Origin of the sequence: Lysinibacillus sp. NPDC086135 (assembly GCF_044746345.1) — a bacterium.
Taxonomy (GTDB): domain Bacteria; phylum Bacillota; class Bacilli; order Bacillales_A; family Planococcaceae; genus Lysinibacillus.
This window is the reverse complement of record NZ_JBIVCA010000001.1, coordinates 39212-59147: the sequence shown is the minus strand read 5'-3', so window position 1 is coordinate 59147 and position 19936 is coordinate 39212. Positions and strand designations below refer to the sequence as shown.

Below are 19936 nucleotides of genomic sequence, written 5' to 3'. Positions count from 1 at the left end.
ATCTTTAATTTATTTGTTTCCTGCAAGTTCAACAATCGCTTCAGCATAAATAGCTGTTGCTTTTATGAGATTTTCAATGACGACAAACTCATCCGCACGATGCGCTACATCAGGTTCACCCGGGAACAGCATGCCAAATGCCACACCTTTTTTCATGACACGTGCGTACGTACCACCACCTGTAGAAAGTAAAGGCGTTTCATAATCTCCTGTTTGACGTCTATAAATATCTGCTAGAGTCTGGATAAATGCATCGTCCTCGCTTACATAATGAGGCTTTGAGTCATCCTGAATATCCAATGAAAATCCTTTCGCCACAGCTAAGCGTTGTGCTTCCGTGATTTTTTCATCAAATGGATATGTGACAGAATAGCGCATGCTAATGACCATGCTACCACCTTTAGTCACATCAAAAGTTACAATACCTGGATTCAATGTAGTTTTACCAGACATTTCGTCCTCAAATTGTAAATTAAGCTTGTTACCATAATGGTCTTGATAAAAAACATCTGCGATAAAGTCGACAAATTGTTTACTTGCCTCTGTCGTCAACTCTTGTTGTAAAAATGCTGCAAGATAAACAGCTGCATTGACACCTTTTTCCGGCTCCATTGCATGGGCTGCTTTACCTTTGATAGTTATTATATAGCGAGACCGCTCAATTAATAAAGAGCCTTCTAACTGATTTTTGCTTAAAAATGTGTGAAAATTCTGTTCGAATTGTGGGGAAACGAACTGCACCGTTGCTTTTGCAAAATCCGGTACCATATTTGGTCGCTTTCCAGCATTAAATAGTAATAGCTGTTCTTTCGAAGCATCGCCTGTTTTATTTTGAGAGAACACTAGCTCTGCAATGCCTTTTTCAGCATTGATGAGCGGGAAATCCGCATCTGGTGCAAATCCAATCGCCGGCATTTCCTCATGTTTAAAATAGTGGTCGACACAGCGGAAGCCAGTTTCTTCATCCGTACCGATTATCATACGGACTCTTTTATTAAGTTCGATGCCTGCATCTTTGACAAGTTTCATGGCCATCCATGCTGCAATTGTTGGGCCTTTATCATCTATTGCACCACGAGCAAATAGCTTACCATCAGCTACAGTGCCACTAAAGGGTGGGTATATCCAATTTGTTTCATCACCAACGGGTACCACGTCAACATGACATAAAATACCTAATAAATCGTCACCCTCACCCATCTCTATGTGACCTGCATAATTATCAATATTTTTAGTTTGCAAACCTTCAGCTTGGCCCTTTGCTAATAACCATTCAAGAGCCTTTAATGGACCATCACCAAAAGGTACTTCAGTAGTGATCGTCTTCTCATCAAGAACACTATTAATTTGCACAAGCTCCTGTAAATCTTGTATCAATTCATCTTGTCTTTCCTTTGCAGCTTGTAACCAATCCATATGATGTACCTCCTCTAAAGTAATAACATTATTCTACTCTTTACAACATAAATTACAATCATCTTTCTGACAACTTTTCAAAATCTTACTTCGAACACTACCACATATAGCACGTTTTTCACTTATTCCCACAAAATACTGTGAAAATTTTATGTCTTAATTGTAAATTCCTCTTGCATTCACTAGAAAACTGACTTGTTTTTCTATATAATGAACTTATCAGAACAATTTTTCTGAATATAAAATTAGAAAAGGGGATGTCTAAGGCAGCTACTTATTAGCCTAAGTGCACTCCGCACATATTGTCGTCCGCTAGTCTTTGCCAAGAGAATTAAGATGAAGGAGTGGTTCATTTATGAAACCAACTACTGATCGAATGCTTAATCGTATTAAAGATGTGTACATGTTTATTTTAGACAAAGGAACCGTGTCTACACAGGATTTAGTCGAAGAGTTTAGTATCACTCCTCGCACCGTTCAAAGAGATTTGAACGTGTTAGCCTTTAACGATTTGGTGATGAGTCCAAGTCGAGGCAAATGGACAACGACGAAGAAAAAAGTAAAAATGACGTCTTAGTTTTTACGTGTAACACGTAAAGCATCTTGTATGGAAAAAGAATGACCTTTCGTCGTGGTCATTCTTTTTTTGTTTGGCTGTTTTCTAAAAGATTGTTGCTGTTAAAACAAAAAAGCAGATTTAATCTACAAAATAGTTAGATTAAATTCTGTCTTTTTGGTTTTTATATGTTGTGAATCCAAATTTAACTAAACTACCCTGTTAGCGAAAAAGGCAACTGCACTTCTTCTTCAATCACCCATCTATTTATCGCTTTTCTTCTCACTTAATTTTTCTTAGTCATTTCTTTAAGTAAAGAAATAATTTCTTTGTTTTGTTCAATTTGAATTTCACTATTTACTCGAATGATTCTAACCCATCTTAATACTAAAGCTACTAACAAAATAGGTATTAACGCAAACAACGCTCCTACCATACCTACCATATCCCCAGAAAAATTCATTTTGAAAGCCCTCCCTTTCAATCAATTTTACCATAATAATACAACCGTTTTTGTTTAACTATCCTACCCCGTTAGCCCTCCATGAAGCGCGAAAATAATCTCTTCACCACAGAAAATGAAAGATGATTAAGTTCTTTCATGGGAGTTGAATAGCAACACTCTATACGAAAACAGCCTTTTGTTTTCTACCATTCACCCTATCATCTATCAAAAAACACCATGCCTATATTTCTAAAAAATAAAATAATAAATATTCGCAAATTTTGAAATTTCATGCAGATCATTTAATACAACGTATTATTATTTTTATAGATGTTCCTGCACATTAGAGGTTTTCTGTTCAAACCACCACTCTAAAAAATTACTGTATTTTTATAAAATTTGTTTCCTCATCGTTAACTCTGAATATTTTCCCACTATTTACAATTGTTTAACAATCCGTTAAAATCGAAACATTCTTCATTTCGAGAGGAGGATTCTATGAAACTTCCCAAACTGTTTCACCCACTAGTTTGGATTATTTTAGGAGGAACTATTTTCACACGTATTGCAAGTTTTATGGCAATGCCCTTTTTAGCAATTTACCTACATAATGAGATAGAAGCATCCCCTTTACAAATAGGTTTGACGGTTGGTATTGCACCGTTAATCTCCACTGTAGGAGGGTTCTTCGGTGGTTATTTAACAGACCGCTTTGGTAGAAAAAACGTCATTTTACTTACGATTATTGTTTGGAGTATTGTGTTCTTTGGCTTTGCAACAGCACAAACGATTTGGTTCTTTGTAGCATTGAACGGCCTTAATGGCTTATGTCGCTCCTTCTTTGAACCCTCAACACAGGCATTAATGATTGATTTTACTCCTGCAGATAAACGAAAAAGATTATATTCGTTTCGTTACACAGCCATTAACATAGCGGCTGTAATCGGCCCTATTTTTGGTGTTTATATTTCTCAATTGTCCAACCCAAGTATTCCATTCATGCTGACAGGGACTATGTATATTATTTACGCCGTATTTTTATTTTTCGTGTTAAATCGCTATGAAATGCAACAACCAAAAGCTTCAAATCCAACTAAAATACTGCAAACCTTTACGATTCTATTTACGAATCGTGTATTACTAAGCTTTATTTTCGGGGCAATTTTAATAAATATCGGTTACTCTCAATTTGATTCAACACTGCCACAAATCATTGAACTTAAATTTGAAGATGGAACCAAGCTTTATTCTCTACTAATCTCACTAAATGCAGCAGTTGTGTTATTACTACAATTACCGATTAGTATACTTTCGGAACGTTTTTCATCAACAGCTACTCTATTAGTAGGGATTTTATTCTTGGCATTTGGTCTTTTATTATTCGGCTTCTCAACTAACTATACGTTATATATTATTGCTATGATTATATTCACGATTGGTGAAATTTTCGCCTTTCCAACTATGAGTGTCATGATTGATGAAATTGCGCCTGATACACAAAAGGGAACCTATTTAGGAGCAGCTCAATTTAAAAATTTAGGAGGATTTATTGGACCAATTATTGGTGGGTGGCTGTTAACACATTATATGAATGCAATGTTTGCGGTCATTGCTGTTCTAGTTTTATGCAGTTGTATATTTTATAGATCCAAGCTTAAACCGCAACAGGAATAAAGTGGCTCATCACCATAACATGTCGTTGATATCCGTTCCGACTGAGCGCTTTGTTGCTGCCGATGAGCCGCTTAGGACTACAGGTGTTTTTTGTGCGAAAGCGTAGTGTAACGTAGCGGCAGCAACACGATGTTGGTCGCGTAGGCGTTATCACAGGACGTGAAGGATTTAGCCTTCGCTCCTCTATGCTCGCTCCAGGGTCTGATGCTGATCCCTAAGGAGTCGCCAAGTCTTCACTCCAATCAACTTTTATACATAGCATCTGTTTTAACAAATGTCATACTCAGCTTTTGGTGATGAGCCAATAAAATGTAAGAAATAAGTCTTTTACGGATTTTAACTTCCGGCAAAAAATCGCTCCATTTCTATAAGCGAATCTCAAGCCTATCAATTATGCCTCGGCAAATTGCGTTCGGAGGCTTTAACTTCTTGCTTGGACTCACTAATAAGAATGGAGCGAACATATAATGTTATCCTTAAAAATTTGAAGTGGCATTAGCTTTCTTTATTAGCAGGAGCTTCTGCATAACTAGTGTATTGGTCTTTACCAGCATTTTTCGATTGATACAACGCCTTATCTGCACGCTCAAATAAGCTTCTTTCTGACTCATCTGGATGAATGCAAATAGCTCCGCCCATACTGACTGAAAGTACAGACCATCTATCAATAGAAACTTTATCCTCACACTTCAAGTGATGAATTTTCTCCAAAATGGAATTTGCTAATTTTTCCATACATTCATCCTTCGTATCATATAAAACAATGGCAAATTCATCGCCACCAAATCTTACAACAAAGCCATTTTTTCCTACTTCTTGTTTTAATGTTCTTGCTGTTTCAATCAAAATTTTATCACCTTCAACATGTCCAAACCGATCATTTACTTGTTTAAAATTATCTAAATCTAACAGCAATAAACCAGGTTGATTCGTCTTTCTTTGTCTTAATAACTTATCCATTTTACTAACATAGGTAGCACGATTATAAACATTTGTTAAAGGATCATAGGTTGCAAGATGAATCGTTTTGGAAAGGAGTTTGTTAATGACTAATAGCATGATGAAAGAAGTTACTAAGGCAATATAAAGCAATACTCGAAACTGCTTTATATTTTTAGTTAGCGCTCTCATTTCTGTGAAATTACCATATTTCACATATACAACTCTTCTAGAGGATTCTCCCCGAACCGCTTCCGCTTCGTATGGTATAAAACGGTATTTTTCGATATAACCATTTTTAAACTCCGTTTGATATTCCGTTGGCTTCATCGTTTTTTTTGCTAGCTCAAAATGCTCTTGAAACATTTTCGATTTATCATTTACAGTTATTTTTTTAGATTTAGAATCATCAAAGAAAACACCACCCGCATTTATCGTTTGTACTTCTAACAAATCTGCATATTTATCTATTAAATAGTCAGCAGTTTTTCCGAAGTTAAAAGTTTGGAATACAGGATCATCAAGTAAGTCGATACCTACCTCAAATAAATATTTCTTGTCAGGGGTTGCTAAATAGCCAAATTTTCGATATCCCCCAGTAGTTGTTGAAATATCTATACCATCAGTGTAGTATTCTCCACTTGCTCGACGTTCGTCTAGTAAAGTAGAAAAACGGTGGCAACATTCTGAAAAAGCTAATCCTTTATCTTTTTCAAAAGTTGTATAAATTACGGTATTTGATTGGTCGAGTATGTACACGTCCATTTCGTTTTCGCTTTTTATTTTCTGTAAATCCCACTTCGCTATATGTGGATTTTCCTTATAATAAGTAATTAGTTTTCGTAGTACTTCTTCCATTTTTTCAGAGAGATTTTTATCAAAATAAAAATGTGCATTATCTACAGCCTGCATATCCTTAAGAATATGGTTTTCAATTAATGTTCTATTCATGACTTCTTGTTTTTTCATATCTTCAGTAAGTATTTGCCTATTAACGTAAAAAATAACACCAACTAGTATTAATGCAAAGGCAAATAAAGATATTAATAATTTAATTCTTAGGTTTTTCATTAACTTGTCCTCTACTTATTTTCACCATCAGATTTTCTGAAACATTTAGAGATTTATTAGTACGATAGACTAAATAGCTTTTTACACAAAAGTTATATCAATTATACAGTTACCGGTATAACTATGTATATAAAAAATGCCTCGATACTAATCAATGTTAGCATCGAGGAATTCCTTAATCCCTATTTTGTAAGCAAGCTAGTTCTTCAGCCGTTAATTCTCGATATTCACCTAACTCTAGATTGTCATCCAGCTTTAGGCTACCCATCGATAGGCGTTTTAAATACGTTACATGTTTACCAACAGACTCAAACATACGCTTCACCTGATGAAACTTACCTTCTTGAATCGTTAACTCAATTTCTGATTGCTGAGCGGATTTTAATATGATGAGCTCTCCGGGTTTTGTTACATAACCATCGTCTAACTCAACACCTTGAGCAAATTTCTCACAGTCATCCTCTGTCACAATTCCTTCTATTTGTGCATAGTAAACCTTCGGCACATGTTTTTTAGGCGACAATAAATTATGTGCTAATATGCCATCATTTGTGATCAACAATAATCCCTCTGTATCTTTATCTAGGCGACCTACAGGGAAAGGCTGAAAATGTTGGTGTAATGGATCTAACAAATCGATGACAGTTTCATCTCGTAAATCTTCCGTTGCAGAAATAACTCCAGGAGGTTTATTCATCATAAAGTATACAAACTCTGTATAGTTCACACGTTCACCAAAAACGGAGACATCCTGCTTGTCAGGATCAACATGTAATGCTGCATCCTTCGCATATGCGCCATCTACTGTCACTGCTTTTTGCTTTAGAAGCTGCTTAACTTCCTTGCGTGACCCGTAACCCATATTCGACAGTAATTTATCTAAACGCATTAGTACCTCCTATTTAAGCCCCAGTTTGTTTGTAATTCTTGTCAATCGTTCACCGAGAAGCTTTTGTGCTAAGCCTAGGCGTAAAGACAAATAGCCATATACTGCTACACCTACTCCAGCACAAATAACAGAATAAACTAATGCAGAGAATTTACTACTTACTGGTCCCATTAATAACACTAAAAGTTTATGAACGATTAGTACACTTACCGCCATTGCCGCTGTCAAAAGAGCAATGAGCATGACACGACGAATAACCATTTCTGATTTATAGTTCAGTGTTTTTCTTAACACAAGCATATTAATGATAATTGAAACACTATAGCCAATAGCTGTAGCAAGAAGTGCGCCATCTGCCTCCATCCAACGAATTAACGGAATGTTAATCGCTAGCTTGACGAAAATTCCAGTTAATAAGCTTAAGACAATCCACTTTTGGAAGTCAATGCCCTGTAAAAGAGCTGCCGTCACTTGGAATAATGCAAATAAAATAGCAACAGGTGCATAATGGGCTAAAATCATAGCACCCATCTCACTTTCAGTATAGAGCATAAAGTAAATTTCATTCGATAACAATGAAATTCCAACTACCGCAGGCAATGTAATAAAAATTAATATTTGATATGTTTTATCCATTGCATGTCGTAGCGATAAATATTCACCTTGCGTAAAGTACTTTGTAATCGTCGGTACTAGTGCCGACGAAAAACCTGTAGCTAACATTACTGGGATAATAACTACCTTTTGTGTTGTAAAGTTAATCATTGATAAATACTTATCCGTTACTTCCGCTAAGCCTATAGATATCATAGCTCCATTAAATGTTAGCATATCTACTAATTGGAACAACGGATTTGCTACGCCTACAAATACCATTGGAATTGAATACGTAATTACTTCTTTATATATGTTGGACATTGGTAGCTGTGTAGACGTCACACTTTGACTGCGCAGTAAATCAAATTCAGGTTGATACTTCTTCCAATAATAATAAAGTACTAGCAACCCACCAATTGCCCCAATAAATGCAGCAAATACTGCAAAGGAAACAGCTGTTTCTGGTTTCCCTTTGAAAACTACCACAACTAAGAAAGAACCACCCAATAACACAACAATACGAACAATTTGCTCCACTAACTGAGAAACCGCTGTAGGCTCCATTTTGTCATATCCTTGGAAAAATCCACGCCAGAGGCTCATAAATGGTACGACAATTAGCGCAAAACTAACCCAGCGAATAACTGAAGCAATTTGCTCTACCGTAAATGCCTGTTCATCACTTTTAATAACAAGCCCCGCTATTGGCGTGGCTAATATAAAAAGAACAATAAACGCAGCTAACCCAGTACATATCATAATAAGTATGCCAGATTTCATCAGCTTGCGGCCTGATTGGTAATCACCCAATGCATTGTATTTAGAAACAAACTTGGATACAGCAATTGGCGCACCTGAGATGGCTATTGCTAGCATTATCGAATAGGGAATATATGCATATTGATAGAGAGCAACATTTTCCTCACCCACAATCGCATAAAAAGGAAAAATATAAATTAATCCGAGCACCTTCGATAAAAACATTCCCATTGTTAATATCGCAGTACCTTTCATTAAATTGGACATCGTACCCATCCATTCATCGTAAAATCAATATTTTCATTACCGTAACACTTATAAAATATTTGCTATTAAAGGTATTTATTTCCATAAAAGCAGAGCAGGCGTTTTTCAAAATGAGGTTTAACCTGATTCTTGAACAGTCCTTTCTGCTACCTTTGGAGTTTCACTGGGTGCCTGAGCGGTTTTTTCCGCTACTCGAGCACTTTTACAGGATTGTTTCAAACGTAGCTTTCTTTACTGTTTAAATCTTAATACTACCGCCATAAAAAATTCAGCAAAACAACTAGAAAGCAAAACATCGCAAAATATTAAATAAGTAAACCAACTGTAATCTTAACATATTTATAGGTAAACAGACGCACAAATACATTAAAAAGTTCTAGAAGCTCTATAAAAAAATAGTGGTTGTGCCCTTCCTATAGAAAGTAGAAGGCTCAAAATAATCGGTGGAGATTAAGAAGACCCCCACCGATTAATGATACTGCTCTATTTCATATCTACGAAAAATTGTTTATACCATACTAAGAACACATAGGCTGTCCAAATATAACGTCCACGATTTGCTTTTTCTTCATAGTGCTCATCAAGGTAGCCTACTAATTGTTTTGTATCAAAGAATTCATTGGCAAAGTCAGTTGTAAACATTTCTTTTACCATCTTATAATACTTTTCTTCACGTAGCCAGTGACGAATTGGTACTGGGAAGCCAAGCTTTGGACGTTTTGCCCATTCTTCAGGTAATTCCTGATGTGCAGCTTGACGAAGAACGTATTTCGTATCAATGTCATTTACGCGATATTTTGATGGAATGTTTTTCGCTAATTCCATCACTTCTTTATCTAAAAATGGAACACGTAATTCAATAGAATGGGCCATACTCATTTTATCTGCTTTTAATAAAATATCGCCTGGCATCCAAAGATTTAAATCAAGATACTGCATTTTAGTAACATCATCATCACCTGGAACCTCATCGTAAATACGTTTTGTAATCGATTTTACAGATGGCCCATTTTTATAGTCTGGTTTCAAAACATTTAATGCATCTTCTTCGTCCCATACAACAGCTTCCCCAATGAAGCGTTCTTCTACGGTTTGACCACCTTTAACAAGGAAGTGTGTATATTGATTTTTAGGTAACGCCTCTGCTAAGCCACGTAACGCTTTACGAATACCAAATGGAACTTTCTCATATTTTTGCATTTTGTCAGAGTTTTGGTACCATGAGTAACCACCAAAGATTTCATCCGCACCTTCACCTGAAAGTACAACTGTTACATCCTTCGATGCTAATTCAGAAAGGAAGTAAAGTGGTACAGAAGATGGGTTTGATTGTGGCTCGTCCATATGCCACTGAATTTTTGGTAATGCTTCAAAACACTCATCTGCCGAAATATATTTACGCTCATTTTGAATATTTAATGTATCAGATAAATCTTTTGCTAAATTTGTTTCATTAAACATATCCTCATAGTCAGAGAAACCAACAGAGAAGGATTTATCAGGGCGTAATAATGAAGTAATATAACTTGAATCAATACCACCTGATAAGAAAGAACCAACCTTTACATCACTTATTTGATGCGCATCTACTGATTCTCTTACTGTCGTACGAATTTCTTCTACATATTTTTCAATTGGAGCTTCTTGTGCATGGAATTTTTTATCCCAATACTGCACAATTTGCTTTTGTCCATTTTGAATAAGCATATAGTGTGCTGGTTGTAATTTGTACACACCTTTAAAGAACGTTTCGTCCATTGAAGAGTATTGGAACGTCAAATACGGACGTAGCGCATTTTTATTTAATTCTTTAATAAATGATGGATGTGGTAAAAATGATTTAATTTCTGAACCGAAAATAAAAGTACCATCTGTAGTGTTTTCTGTATAATATAGTGGCTTAATACCAAAGCCATCACGAGCGATGAATTGCAAATCATTCTTTTTATCCCAAATACAGAATGCGAACATCCCGCGAAGCTTTTTGACAAATTCTACGCCATATTCAACATAACCATAAATAATAACTTCACTATCAGAGTGTGTTTTAAAGTTGTGACCTTTTTCAACCAAATCAGCACGCAGCTCTTGGAAGTTAAAGATCTCTCCATTAAATACGAGAACGATGTTACCATCCGCACTGTACAACGGCTGATTTGCCACGTCTGATAAGTCGATAATACTTAATCGACGGAATCCTAACGTTACTTTATCATCACTGTGAATCCCACCGCTGTCTGGTCCACGGTGAATAATTGTATTCATCATATTTTCGATCGTTTGATGATGATCGATAACATTTGTTCCATTAATATAGCCTATAAATCCGCACATTCTATTTTTCACCTCATAATTTAGTGCTTAACCTTTACCATAATAGCATGAAAAGACATTCATTTCATACAGACAATACAGATATAGCAAAACTTTCATCAGCAGGTTCTCCTACACTGATTATTTGTTCAAACACCGAGCACATTATCTCTCGAAAATACCTCAATTTCCCTTCAAAACTTTACACACGTAAGCTCTTCACCGTAACTTTTGGATGACATTGTGTTAAAACGTATGCCATGTGTATAAGTTGATTGTAGTGGAGACTGGGCGACTCCTTGGGGATCAGCGTCACAGATGAGACCCTGGAGCGAGCAATGCGAGTGAAGCGGCTCATCGGACGCCCCCAGGAAAGCGCCCAGTCGGAACGGAAATCAACTCCACGTTATGGGACGAGCTACTTAAAGTAGAAGATAAAGCATTATAAAATACTTTTGTTTTATTTTCAATGTGAAAGAAGCCCCTCTATATAGACTTCATGTATAATAGGAAAGATTCCTAATTTGATAAGAAAGTGAGTTTAAATATATGTACGATGTTATCGTTATCGGTGGTGGCCCATCCGGTTTAATGGCTGCTATCGCAGCTGGAGAGCATAAAAAGAAAGTATTATTACTAGAAAAAGGGACGAAACTTGGCAAAAAATTGGCCATTTCAGGCGGTGGTCGCTGTAATGTCACAAATCGTTTATCTGTTGAAGAAATCGTTAAGCACATACCTGGGAACGGCCGTTTTCTTTACAGTCCATTCACGGTTTACAATAACGAAGATATTATCGCATTTTTCGAAGGACTTGGCGTGGCATTAAAAGAGGAAGATCATGGGCGTATGTTCCCTGTGTCTAATCGCGCGCAAGATGTTGTAGATGCACTTATTCGTCAGCTTCAGAGGCTACATGTTGAAGTTCGCTTACACACACCCGTTAATAAACTTCTAATGGATGAGGAAAAAATTCTTGGGGTACGCCTTACAGATGGCACAGAAATTCGTAGTAAGGCAGTAGTCGTTGCCGTTGGTGGGAAAGCTGTTCCACAAACAGGCTCAACAGGAGATGGTTATCCATGGGCAGAGCGTGCTGGCCATACAATAACAACTCTTTTCCCGACTGAGGTTCCTGTTCTATCAAAAGAGGATTTTATTCAAGCTCGTGAGCTACAAGGGCTTGCCCTAAGAGATGTCGCTGTCTCTGTTTTAAACAAAAAGAGCAAGGTGCTCGTAACACATCAAATGGACATGCTCTTTACTCATTTCGGATTAAGCGGTCCTGCTGTTTTGCGTTGCAGTCAATTTGTCGTGAAAGAATTAATGAAAACCGGTTACGAGCCTGTGACAATGCGTATTCAAACTCTTGTTAATTATAATGAAGAAACGTGTCTGCAATATTTAAACAAACTCATTAAAGAAGATCCAAAAAAAGCGGTGAAAAATGTTTGGAAAGGAATTGCACCTGAAAGCTGGCTTCTATTTTTATGTGAACGTGCAGACATCGATGTACAATTGACAGGTACTGAGTTATCACAGGAAAAAATCCGCAATTTAGCTAAACTACTCGTCAATTTCACAATGACAGTTAGTGGTACGCAATCCCTTGAAAAAGCATTCGTCACTGGAGGTGGCGTCTCTGTTAAAGAGATTGAACCAAAGACAATGGCTTCAAAGAAAAAAGCTGGTTTATTTTTCTGCGGAGAAATCCTTGATATTCACGGCTACACAGGTGGCTATAATATAACGTCAGCACTCGTTACAGGACGTATTGCAGGGATGAATGCAGCACTATAATATAATCTGTATGTCAGACTTCTATCAGCGATTTCCTGCGACTTATCAGCGATTTAAGTTACTTCTCATCATATAAAAAGCGTGTCCCAAAATGGACACGCTTTTTTAACTATCTTTAGACATATATACTTCCTCAAAAGGTTGAATGATGACAAATCCTTCACCCGAAAATGCCATTTGAATGGATTCACCACTACCACGACCGATAAACGTTCGGAAGCTAATATCTGTTTTAAACTCTGGTGCCAGATTACCTGACCATGCTACTGTAGCATGCGGATCTGTATAGACCGTTTCACCAGGCTTCACTAACAATGTTAACGGCTCAAAATGAGTTGTGATAGCTACCTTCCCTCTTCCTTGTAAGGTTACATTAAACAACCCACCTGACATGACTCCTGCCATTTTACGCATTAAATGAATATCCCAATCAATACTTGGCTCAAAGGCAAGTAAATCATTACCGTTTACACAAATACTTTCATCCTTTAAATCGAAAACCGTTATTTTTTTCCCTTGATCGGCTAAATAAAGTCGCCCCTTACCTTTAGCTTTCATAAGTTGTGTACCTTCGCCTGTTAATGCTTTTTTAAACATTTTACCGAGGCCATGTTCCAGCACACGCTCACGCTCAAACTTAATATCTCCTATGTAAGAAATCATCGCGCCCATTTTCGACCAAACCTCGCCATTTAGGTTAACCTCTAATACACGCTCAGTTTCTAACTCGAAGTATTCATTTTCGTTGTCGTCTTGCTGTGTTTTATTGATAAATTCATTTAAAGAAAATTTCCCCATATCACATTGCCTCCTTATTTATTTTATATACGTTTTAACATATGAAAAGATTCAATCAAATGCAAGAATTTAAAGGCTCCCTCTTGAAAATGAACCCCTCATTCGCTTTCCGTTACAAAATTTCTCTTTTGGTAGCGAAATCACTTTATTTCCCGTAATGATATTGACATCAGACACCGACTGTTATACATTAAACAGAGATTGATCAAGTGTTATATAACAACAACTACATAAAAAGACCATACAAGCGTCATGTGCGAAATGACACTCATATGGCCGATACCTTCAAGTGCGAATTGAAAGTATAATTTATTGTGTAGCGGAGACGTCCCCAACCTTTTGAGAAGCTTGTTTTAATGCTGTTCGTTTACGTACATCTGCACGTAATGTTAATGAAATAATTAATGAAACAGCTATTAACCCTGTAAATACATAGAATACTGGAATATAACTTCCATAAGCGTTTTTAACTGTGCTTACTAAAAGCGGTCCAAAAATGCCACCTAAAGACCAAGTTGTTAATAAATAACCATGAATAACTCCAAGTTGTTTCGTACCGAATAAATCACTTGCAAATGCTGGTAGATTCGAGAAACCTCCACCATAGCAACTTACAACTAAGAAAATAAGCGCTTGGAAAATAATAACGTTTGTTGTATGCGGTAAGACGATAAAAGTAACTAGCTGTGCGATAAAGAAAATGACAAAGACGTTCGAACGACCAATATAGTCAGACACAGCAGCCCATATTAAACGACCACCACCATTAAATAATCCCATTATTCCTACCATTGCTGCGGCTCCCGCAACTGATAATCCTACAATTTCTTGAGCCATTGGAGATGCAACAGAAATCATCATAATACCTGCTGTTACGTTTACTAAATGCATCGACCAAAGCATCCAGAAATGCTTAGTTTTCACAGCTTCACGTGCTGACATGACAGCTAAATCTTTTTTCACTACTTCTTTACCATTATCTGCAGCAGCCTTCATATTCGCTGGCATATAACCAGGTTTAGGCGGTGCTATATATGAAGCCCCTAAAATCATTAACGTGAAATAACTTGCCCCTAAAATAAAGTACGTTGTAGAAATACCTACAGCCTCCATTAAGTTAGCTGCGACTGGCGCTGTAATAAGTGCCCCTGAACCAAATCCAAGTACAGCCATACCCGTTGCTAAACCGCGGCGATCTGGGAACCATTTTACCAATGTCGATACAGGCGCAATATAACCAATACCCATACCCAAGCCACTTAGTAAACCATATGTTAACCAATACAATGTTACGGAATCCATTGAAATCGCTACACCCGCACCAGCTTGTCCTGCCCCAAATAGAACAGCTGCTATCATTGCAGATTTACGTGGCCCCATTTTTTCTACTAAGTTACCGAATAATGCTGCTGAAAAACCAGCAAGCCCCATCATTATTGTGAAGGCAACCGTTACGTTTGTTTCACTCCATCCCATTTCTGTGACAATCGGTAGTTTGTATACACTGTATGCATATGCTCCACCGATTGAAAGGTGAATAGCGATTGCGGATAATGCAATTAACCATCTATTTTTATTCATAATTTCTCTTTTCTCCCCTCTTTTGCTACCTGTGAAAGTTTTATGAACGTCTCTGTAAAACAATTTAACACTTAGAATTATTCAAATGCAAGATGTTTTTTTAAAAAATATTATTTCTGCAAAAAGTATTTTATTTTTCACCCCAATAATCTTATAACGAAAACCCTACAGTCTCTAAGCAAATAGGTGTTTATTAAACAAAAACCACAACATTTTTTAGCTATTATTATTTTTCTACTCTATTATCAAGTTGCGCATAAATTATTTTGATATAATTAATTTTGTGCATATTTTCACATGCAATCTATGTATATTGCATTTTTTCTAACTCTCATTAATCCTGCACAGTTCTTTAATAGGGCACAAAAAGATAATCATCATGTAGAAATTTTTAGAATAAGAGAGAATTTTGTAACTTAAATAAACGAATTTCTTTCTCGTAAAAGGATGCTAAAAAACACTGTTAAATGTTCTATTTAACTTTTAATGGATATTCAATTAAATAAACCCAATACACATTTTGTATATTTCAAAATGAATAATCACTACCCATTCATTTTTATTATTCAAATATATATTTTTTCACTTAAAATGAATCCTGCACATTTTTCAGACTATGGCTAGTAATGCTTTTTAAACTTAAAAGCAACTAAACCAATCAGTTATAACAAAAACTTTTCCTATAGCACACAAGCAAAAAGTACTTTTTAGAACGATGTTAATAAAACTAAACTCCAAGTGTGGGTCAGTTATGTATATGAACGTATTCTATATCAAAAAGAGATGCTCTGGAATAACTCGAGCATCTCTTTTCGTTCGTTTCCTTTTCTATAGAAAATAAATGATAAATACAATAATTAGTGGCACTAGTGCAAATGACCCCACAGAAACATAATGTCTTTTTTCTTCACGCCCATAATAATAGTCAATCATAATAGTGCTTACTATAGCGATAGTTAAAAATATGCAAAATGCAGCTGTATATAAAAACCACCCATTTATATTAAATAAAATTAAAGTCGCCCCTTGTATAAACTTAGCAATATACGTTGTACGTTGATGGCTTGTATTTATATATTTTGGTTCCTTTGGAATGCTAAACTTTTTTCGAATAGCTTTTTCTAAAAGCCACCCTAGTAAGAAAGCAATTATTAAAAAAGTAAAGATCTTACCAAAACTAAAATCTTTTTCATCTTTTTGCATAAGCGCAATAAATGCTGAGGCAGTATCGTCATCTTTCACTTTATAAAAGACATTTGTATGTCGATCGCTGAAAGCTAGCTGCCCATCGTTTAAGAACATTTTTAGCTGCGCAGCCTGCCCATTGTCAAACTCCACCCATACATCACGAAACGCATAATAATCATTATCCATTTTCGATTTAACTGCTTTTTGAAGCGTATTAGCAATGAGCCTTGTTTCCGAATCTTTTTTATATGCCTGTTGCACTAAGATCCAACCAGTTCTTCCAGCCTCAAAGGAATCTTCCTCCTGATTTCGTGCACTCGTAAACTGTTTAACCTCATGCTGGGCTAGTTCAACAATCGTCGCATGCCTAGATGTATCTACTTGCTTCCATGGGCCAATTACAATTAAAATGAGGATCGTCACGACTGCTCCAATGAAAATCGTTGGATATTGCCATCTACTAGGTTGTTTATTTTGCTGAACTACATCGTGCAAAATACGCTCCTGCAATTGTTGTGAGAAACGTCGGGCTTCTCCAAGCTCTTTATCCAGCTTATCCTTAAAAGATGTCATCTTCTAGCACCTCCCAATGATTTTTGTCCAGTTTTTCCTGCAATATTTGTCTTGCTCTACGTAGTCTTGTTTTCACTGTATTTTCTGTACAGGCAAGAACCTCTGCTATTTCTCGAACCTTTAATTCTTGGTAATAATAAAGAATAATTACTTCTCGGTAGTTGATTGGAAGCTCAAACAAAGCCGCTGTCACAATTCTTCGTTCATCCTTTTCAAGCAAACTTGTTTCTGGCGATCGTTTACTGACTCCAATATGCAGCTTTTCAAATAAAATATGGCGCTTATTTTTCCAGCTTCGTAAATAGTCATGACTTTTATGTACTGTTATTTTTACTAAATATGTTTTTAGTGAGGATCGTTGTTCAAAGCGCTCCTGCTGCCGATAATAGGCAAAAAATACATCCTGAACGATTTCTTCTGCGATAGCCCAGTCCTTTACATACAGATAAGCTACTCGAAGACAGTATTCACCATGCTCTTCCATAACCCTTGCTAAATGCTCACTCAAACAAACACCTCCTATTTCACACTATAGTCGTATCGAACTCTCAGTTGGTTTCGTAAAAAAGAAAAAAGTGCCCAAATATTGGACACTTTTTACCTTATTATTTCACGACGATATTAACAAGCTTGCCTGGAATGACAATAATTTTTACTAAGTTTTTGCCTGCCATATACTCTTGTACTTTGTCATCTGCAAGTGCTACTTTTTCGATTTCTTCTTTTGAAGCATCTTTCGCTACGATAATTTTTGCACGTACTTTGCCGGCCACTTGTACTGCGATTTCCACTTCATCATCAACAAGTTTAGCCTCATCATATGTTGGCCATTGCGCATATGAAAGTGTTTCTCCATGACCTAAAATCTGCCATAGTTCTTCAGCAACGTGTGGAACCATTGGAGCTAGCATTTTCACAAAGCCTTCAGCATATTCTGTTGGAATTACATCTGCTTTATAGCAATCATTGATGAATACCATCATTTGTGAAATAGCTGTATTGAAGCGAATACCTTCGTAATCCTCTGTCACTTTTTTCACCGTTTGATGATATGATTTTTCAAGTGTTTTGTCATCAGAAGCTTGAATTTTCGCAGCGATTGTACCATCTTCTTCATTGATAAATAGACGCCAAATACGATCTAAGAAGCGACGTGCTCCGTCCAAGCCATTTGTTGACCATGCAACAGATGCTTCAAGTGGACCCATAAACATTTCATATAGACGTAAAGTATCAGCACCATGTGAAGAAATGATTTCATCAGGGTTAACGACATTACCTTTTGATTTAGACATTTTTTCGTTACCTTCACCAAGAATCATCCCTTGGTTAAATAATTTGTGGAATGGCTCTTTCGTGTGTACAACACCTAAATCGTATAATACTTTGTGCCAGAAGCGGGCGTATAGTAAGTGTAATACGGCATGCTCTGCCCCACCGATATAAATATCAACTGGTAACCAGCGTTTCAGTAACTCAGGGTCCGCAATTGCTTCTTTATTTGTTGGGTCTATATACCGTATGAAGTACCAGCTAGAACCTGCCCACTGTGGCATCGTGTTCGTTTCGCGACGACCTTTTTTGCCCGTTTCAGGATCAACAACATTTACCCATTCAGAAATATTCGCTAATGGAGACTCACCAGTACCCGAAGGACGAATATTATCTGTTTTTGGTAACATTAATGGTAATTCTGATTCCGGTACTGGTGTCGTTGTACCATCTTCCCAATGAATCATAGGGATTGGCTCACCCCAGTAACGTTGACGAGAGAATAACCAGTCGCGAAGACGGTAAGAGATTTTCTTCTCCCCTACGCCTTTTTCCTCTAGCCATTCAATTGCTTTAGCAATACCGTCCTCTTTGTTTAAGCCATCAAGGAATTCAGAGTTAATGTGCTTACCATCTCCTGTGAATGCCTCTTTGCTAATGTCTCCACCTTCAAGTACAGGAGTAATCTCTAAACCAAATTCTGTTGCAAATTCATAGTCGCGCTCATCATGTGCTGGAACCGCCATGATTGCACCTGTACCATATGAAATTAATACGTAGTCTGCAATCCAAATCGGCATTTTTTTACCGTTAATTGGATTCACTGCATAGGCACCTGTAAATACGCCTGTTTTTTCTTTCGCTAAATCTGTACGCTCTAAATCAGATTTCATTTTTGCCTTATCTAAATAAGCTTCAACAGCTTGGCGTTGTTCAGCAGTTGTAATTTGCCCCACGAATTGATGCTCAGGTGCAAGAACACAGTATGTAGCACCAAATAAAGTATCAGGACGAGTTGTAAATACTGTGAAGTTTTCATCTGTACCATCTATACTAAATGTTACTTCTGCACCTTCTGAACGACCAATCCAGTTACGCTGCATATCCTTAATAGACTCTGGCCAATCAACTTCCTCTAAGTCGTCGATTAAACGATCAGCAAACGCAGTAATTTTAAGCATCCATTGTTTCATCGGACGACGTTCTACAGGGTGACCACCACGCTCTGACTTTCCATCAATAACTTCTTCGTTTGCAAGTACTGTTCCTAGTGCAGGACACCAGTTTACAGCTACTTCATCTACATAGGCTAAACCTTTGTTATAAAGTTGAATAAAGATCCATTGTGTCCATTTATAATATTCTGGATCTGTTGTGTTAATTTCACGATCCCAATCATAACTAAAGCCTAGCTCTTGGATTTGACGCTTGAATGTCGCAATATTTTTCGCTGTAAATTCAGCTGGGTCATTTCCTGTATCCAGTGCATATTGTTCTGCTGGTAAACCGAATGCATCCCACCCCATAGGATGTAGGACGTTATAGCCTTGCATACGCTTGAAGCGTGAAAGGATGTCTGTCGCCGTGTAACCCTCTGGATGTCCTACATGAAGACCTGCACCAGATGGGTACGGGAACATATCTAATGCATAAAATTTTGGTTTTTCTGTTTCATTTTCAGTTTTGAAAGTTTTGTTATCAGCCCAATATTGCTGCCACTTTTTTTCAATTTGTTGATGATTAAAACTCATTATTTTTCCTCCTTTGAATGCGTCATACTTTTCACTTAAAGAATTGA

Annotated in this window: 14 protein-coding genes; 3 read left to right on the top strand and 11 right to left on the bottom strand. The window is 36.8% G+C overall.

Annotation, left to right across the window (positions count from 1 at the left end):
- Nucleotides 1-9: 9 nt before the first annotated feature.
- Complete coding sequence (gene pepV, locus ACIPKN_RS00250; protein WP_400932340.1) at nucleotides 10-1416, bottom strand: dipeptidase PepV; 1407 nt, start codon at nucleotides 1414-1416, stop codon at nucleotides 10-12.
- Between the two features lie 355 nt (nucleotides 1417-1771).
- Here pepV and ACIPKN_RS00245 point away from each other — a divergent pair, with 355 nt between their 5' ends.
- On the top strand, nucleotides 1772-1993 hold the full coding sequence (locus ACIPKN_RS00245) for a DeoR family transcriptional regulator (protein WP_036118795.1): 222 nt from the start codon (nucleotides 1772-1774) through the stop codon (nucleotides 1991-1993).
- 265 nt (nucleotides 1994-2258) lie between these two features.
- On the opposite strand, the gene ACIPKN_RS00240 is transcribed toward ACIPKN_RS00245, so the two are convergent.
- Entirely contained in the window at nucleotides 2259-2435 is a 177-nt protein-coding gene (locus ACIPKN_RS00240) for a hypothetical protein (RefSeq protein WP_400932338.1), read from the bottom strand.
- A 480-nt stretch (nucleotides 2436-2915) separates the two neighbouring features.
- Here ACIPKN_RS00240 and ACIPKN_RS00235 point away from each other — a divergent pair, with 480 nt between their 5' ends.
- Nucleotides 2916-4091 (top strand): MDR family MFS transporter, encoded by a 1176-nt coding sequence (locus ACIPKN_RS00235; RefSeq protein WP_400932336.1) that lies wholly within the window; start codon nucleotides 2916-2918, stop codon nucleotides 4089-4091.
- A 495-nt stretch (nucleotides 4092-4586) separates the two neighbouring features.
- Here ACIPKN_RS00235 and ACIPKN_RS00230 read toward each other — a convergent pair whose 3' ends face one another.
- From ACIPKN_RS00230 to asnB, 4 genes are all read right to left on the bottom strand, one after another.
- Entirely contained in the window at nucleotides 4587-6101 is a 1515-nt protein-coding gene (locus tag ACIPKN_RS00230) for a GGDEF domain-containing protein (protein ID WP_400932334.1), read from the bottom strand.
- 175 nt (nucleotides 6102-6276) lie between these two features.
- Nucleotides 6277-6990 (bottom strand): pseudouridine synthase, encoded by a 714-nt coding sequence (locus tag ACIPKN_RS00225; protein WP_400932332.1) that lies wholly within the window; start codon nucleotides 6988-6990, stop codon nucleotides 6277-6279.
- A gap of 9 nt (nucleotides 6991-6999) precedes the next feature.
- A complete protein-coding gene (locus ACIPKN_RS00220) occupies nucleotides 7000-8613 on the bottom strand; it encodes a putative polysaccharide biosynthesis protein (RefSeq protein ID WP_400932330.1) in 1614 nt (537 codons plus the stop codon).
- Between the two features lie 483 nt (nucleotides 8614-9096).
- On the bottom strand, nucleotides 9097-10947 hold the full coding sequence (gene asnB, locus ACIPKN_RS00215; RefSeq protein WP_400932328.1) for an asparagine synthase (glutamine-hydrolyzing): 1851 nt from the start codon (nucleotides 10945-10947) through the stop codon (nucleotides 9097-9099).
- Between the two features lie 528 nt (nucleotides 10948-11475).
- Here asnB and ACIPKN_RS00210 point away from each other — a divergent pair.
- Nucleotides 11476-12726 (top strand): BaiN/RdsA family NAD(P)/FAD-dependent oxidoreductase, encoded by a 1251-nt coding sequence (locus ACIPKN_RS00210; protein ID WP_400932326.1) that lies wholly within the window; start codon nucleotides 11476-11478, stop codon nucleotides 12724-12726.
- A gap of 105 nt (nucleotides 12727-12831) precedes the next feature.
- On the opposite strand, the gene ACIPKN_RS00205 is transcribed toward ACIPKN_RS00210, so the two are convergent.
- The 5 genes from ACIPKN_RS00205 to leuS form a co-directional block, all read right to left on the bottom strand.
- A complete protein-coding gene (locus tag ACIPKN_RS00205; protein WP_053485054.1) occupies nucleotides 12832-13524 on the bottom strand; it encodes an AIM24 family protein in 693 nt (230 codons plus the stop codon).
- Nucleotides 13525-13833: 309 nt separating this feature from the next.
- Nucleotides 13834-15105 (bottom strand): L-lactate MFS transporter, encoded by a 1272-nt coding sequence (locus ACIPKN_RS00200; RefSeq protein ID WP_400932323.1) that lies wholly within the window; start codon nucleotides 15103-15105, stop codon nucleotides 13834-13836.
- A gap of 828 nt (nucleotides 15106-15933) precedes the next feature.
- Complete coding sequence (locus tag ACIPKN_RS00195) at nucleotides 15934-16866, bottom strand: hypothetical protein (RefSeq protein WP_400932321.1); 933 nt, start codon at nucleotides 16864-16866, stop codon at nucleotides 15934-15936.
- Nucleotides 16853-17374, bottom strand: coding sequence for a sigma-70 family RNA polymerase sigma factor (locus ACIPKN_RS00190; protein ID WP_142510688.1), 522 nt, complete (start codon nucleotides 17372-17374; stop codon nucleotides 16853-16855). The genes ACIPKN_RS00195 and ACIPKN_RS00190 overlap by 14 nt, the downstream gene beginning before the upstream one ends.
- A 97-nt stretch (nucleotides 17375-17471) precedes the next feature.
- On the bottom strand, nucleotides 17472-19889 hold the full coding sequence (leuS, locus tag ACIPKN_RS00185) for a leucine--tRNA ligase (RefSeq protein WP_400932319.1): 2418 nt from the start codon (nucleotides 19887-19889) through the stop codon (nucleotides 17472-17474).
- Between the last annotated feature and the right edge of the window lie 47 nt (nucleotides 19890-19936).

Excerpts from the sequence above, each read along its gene's own strand:
- leuS (WP_400932319.1), bottom strand. The coding sequence starts at position 19,889 with ATGAGTTTTAATCATCAACAAATTGAAAAAAAGTGGCAGCAATATTGG.
- pepV (WP_400932340.1), bottom strand. The coding sequence starts at position 1,416 with ATGGATTGGTTACAAGCTGCAAAGGAAAGACAAGATGAATTGATACAA.
- asnB (WP_400932328.1), bottom strand. The coding sequence starts at position 10,947 with ATGTGCGGATTTATAGGCTATATTAATGGAACAAATGTTATCGATCAT.
- ACIPKN_RS00210 (WP_400932326.1), top strand. The coding sequence starts at position 11,476 with ATGTACGATGTTATCGTTATCGGTGGTGGCCCATCCGGTTTAATGGCT.
- ACIPKN_RS00230 (WP_400932334.1), bottom strand. The coding sequence starts at position 6,101 with ATGAAAAACCTAAGAATTAAATTATTAATATCTTTATTTGCCTTTGCA.
- ACIPKN_RS00200 (WP_400932323.1), bottom strand. The coding sequence starts at position 15,105 with ATGAATAAAAATAGATGGTTAATTGCATTATCCGCAATCGCTATTCAC.
- ACIPKN_RS00220 (WP_400932330.1), bottom strand. The coding sequence starts at position 8,613 with ATGTCCAATTTAATGAAAGGTACTGCGATATTAACAATGGGAATGTTT.
- ACIPKN_RS00205 (WP_053485054.1), bottom strand. The coding sequence starts at position 13,524 with ATGGGGAAATTTTCTTTAAATGAATTTATCAATAAAACACAGCAAGAC.
- ACIPKN_RS00245 (WP_036118795.1), top strand. The coding sequence starts at position 1,772 with ATGAAACCAACTACTGATCGAATGCTTAATCGTATTAAAGATGTGTAC.
- ACIPKN_RS00195 (WP_400932321.1), bottom strand. The coding sequence starts at position 16,866 with ATGACATCTTTTAAGGATAAGCTGGATAAAGAGCTTGGAGAAGCCCGA.
- ACIPKN_RS00240 (WP_400932338.1), bottom strand. The coding sequence starts at position 2,435 with ATGAATTTTTCTGGGGATATGGTAGGTATGGTAGGAGCGTTGTTTGCG.
- ACIPKN_RS00235 (WP_400932336.1), top strand. The coding sequence starts at position 2,916 with ATGAAACTTCCCAAACTGTTTCACCCACTAGTTTGGATTATTTTAGGA.
- ACIPKN_RS00225 (WP_400932332.1), bottom strand. The coding sequence starts at position 6,990 with ATGCGTTTAGATAAATTACTGTCGAATATGGGTTACGGGTCACGCAAG.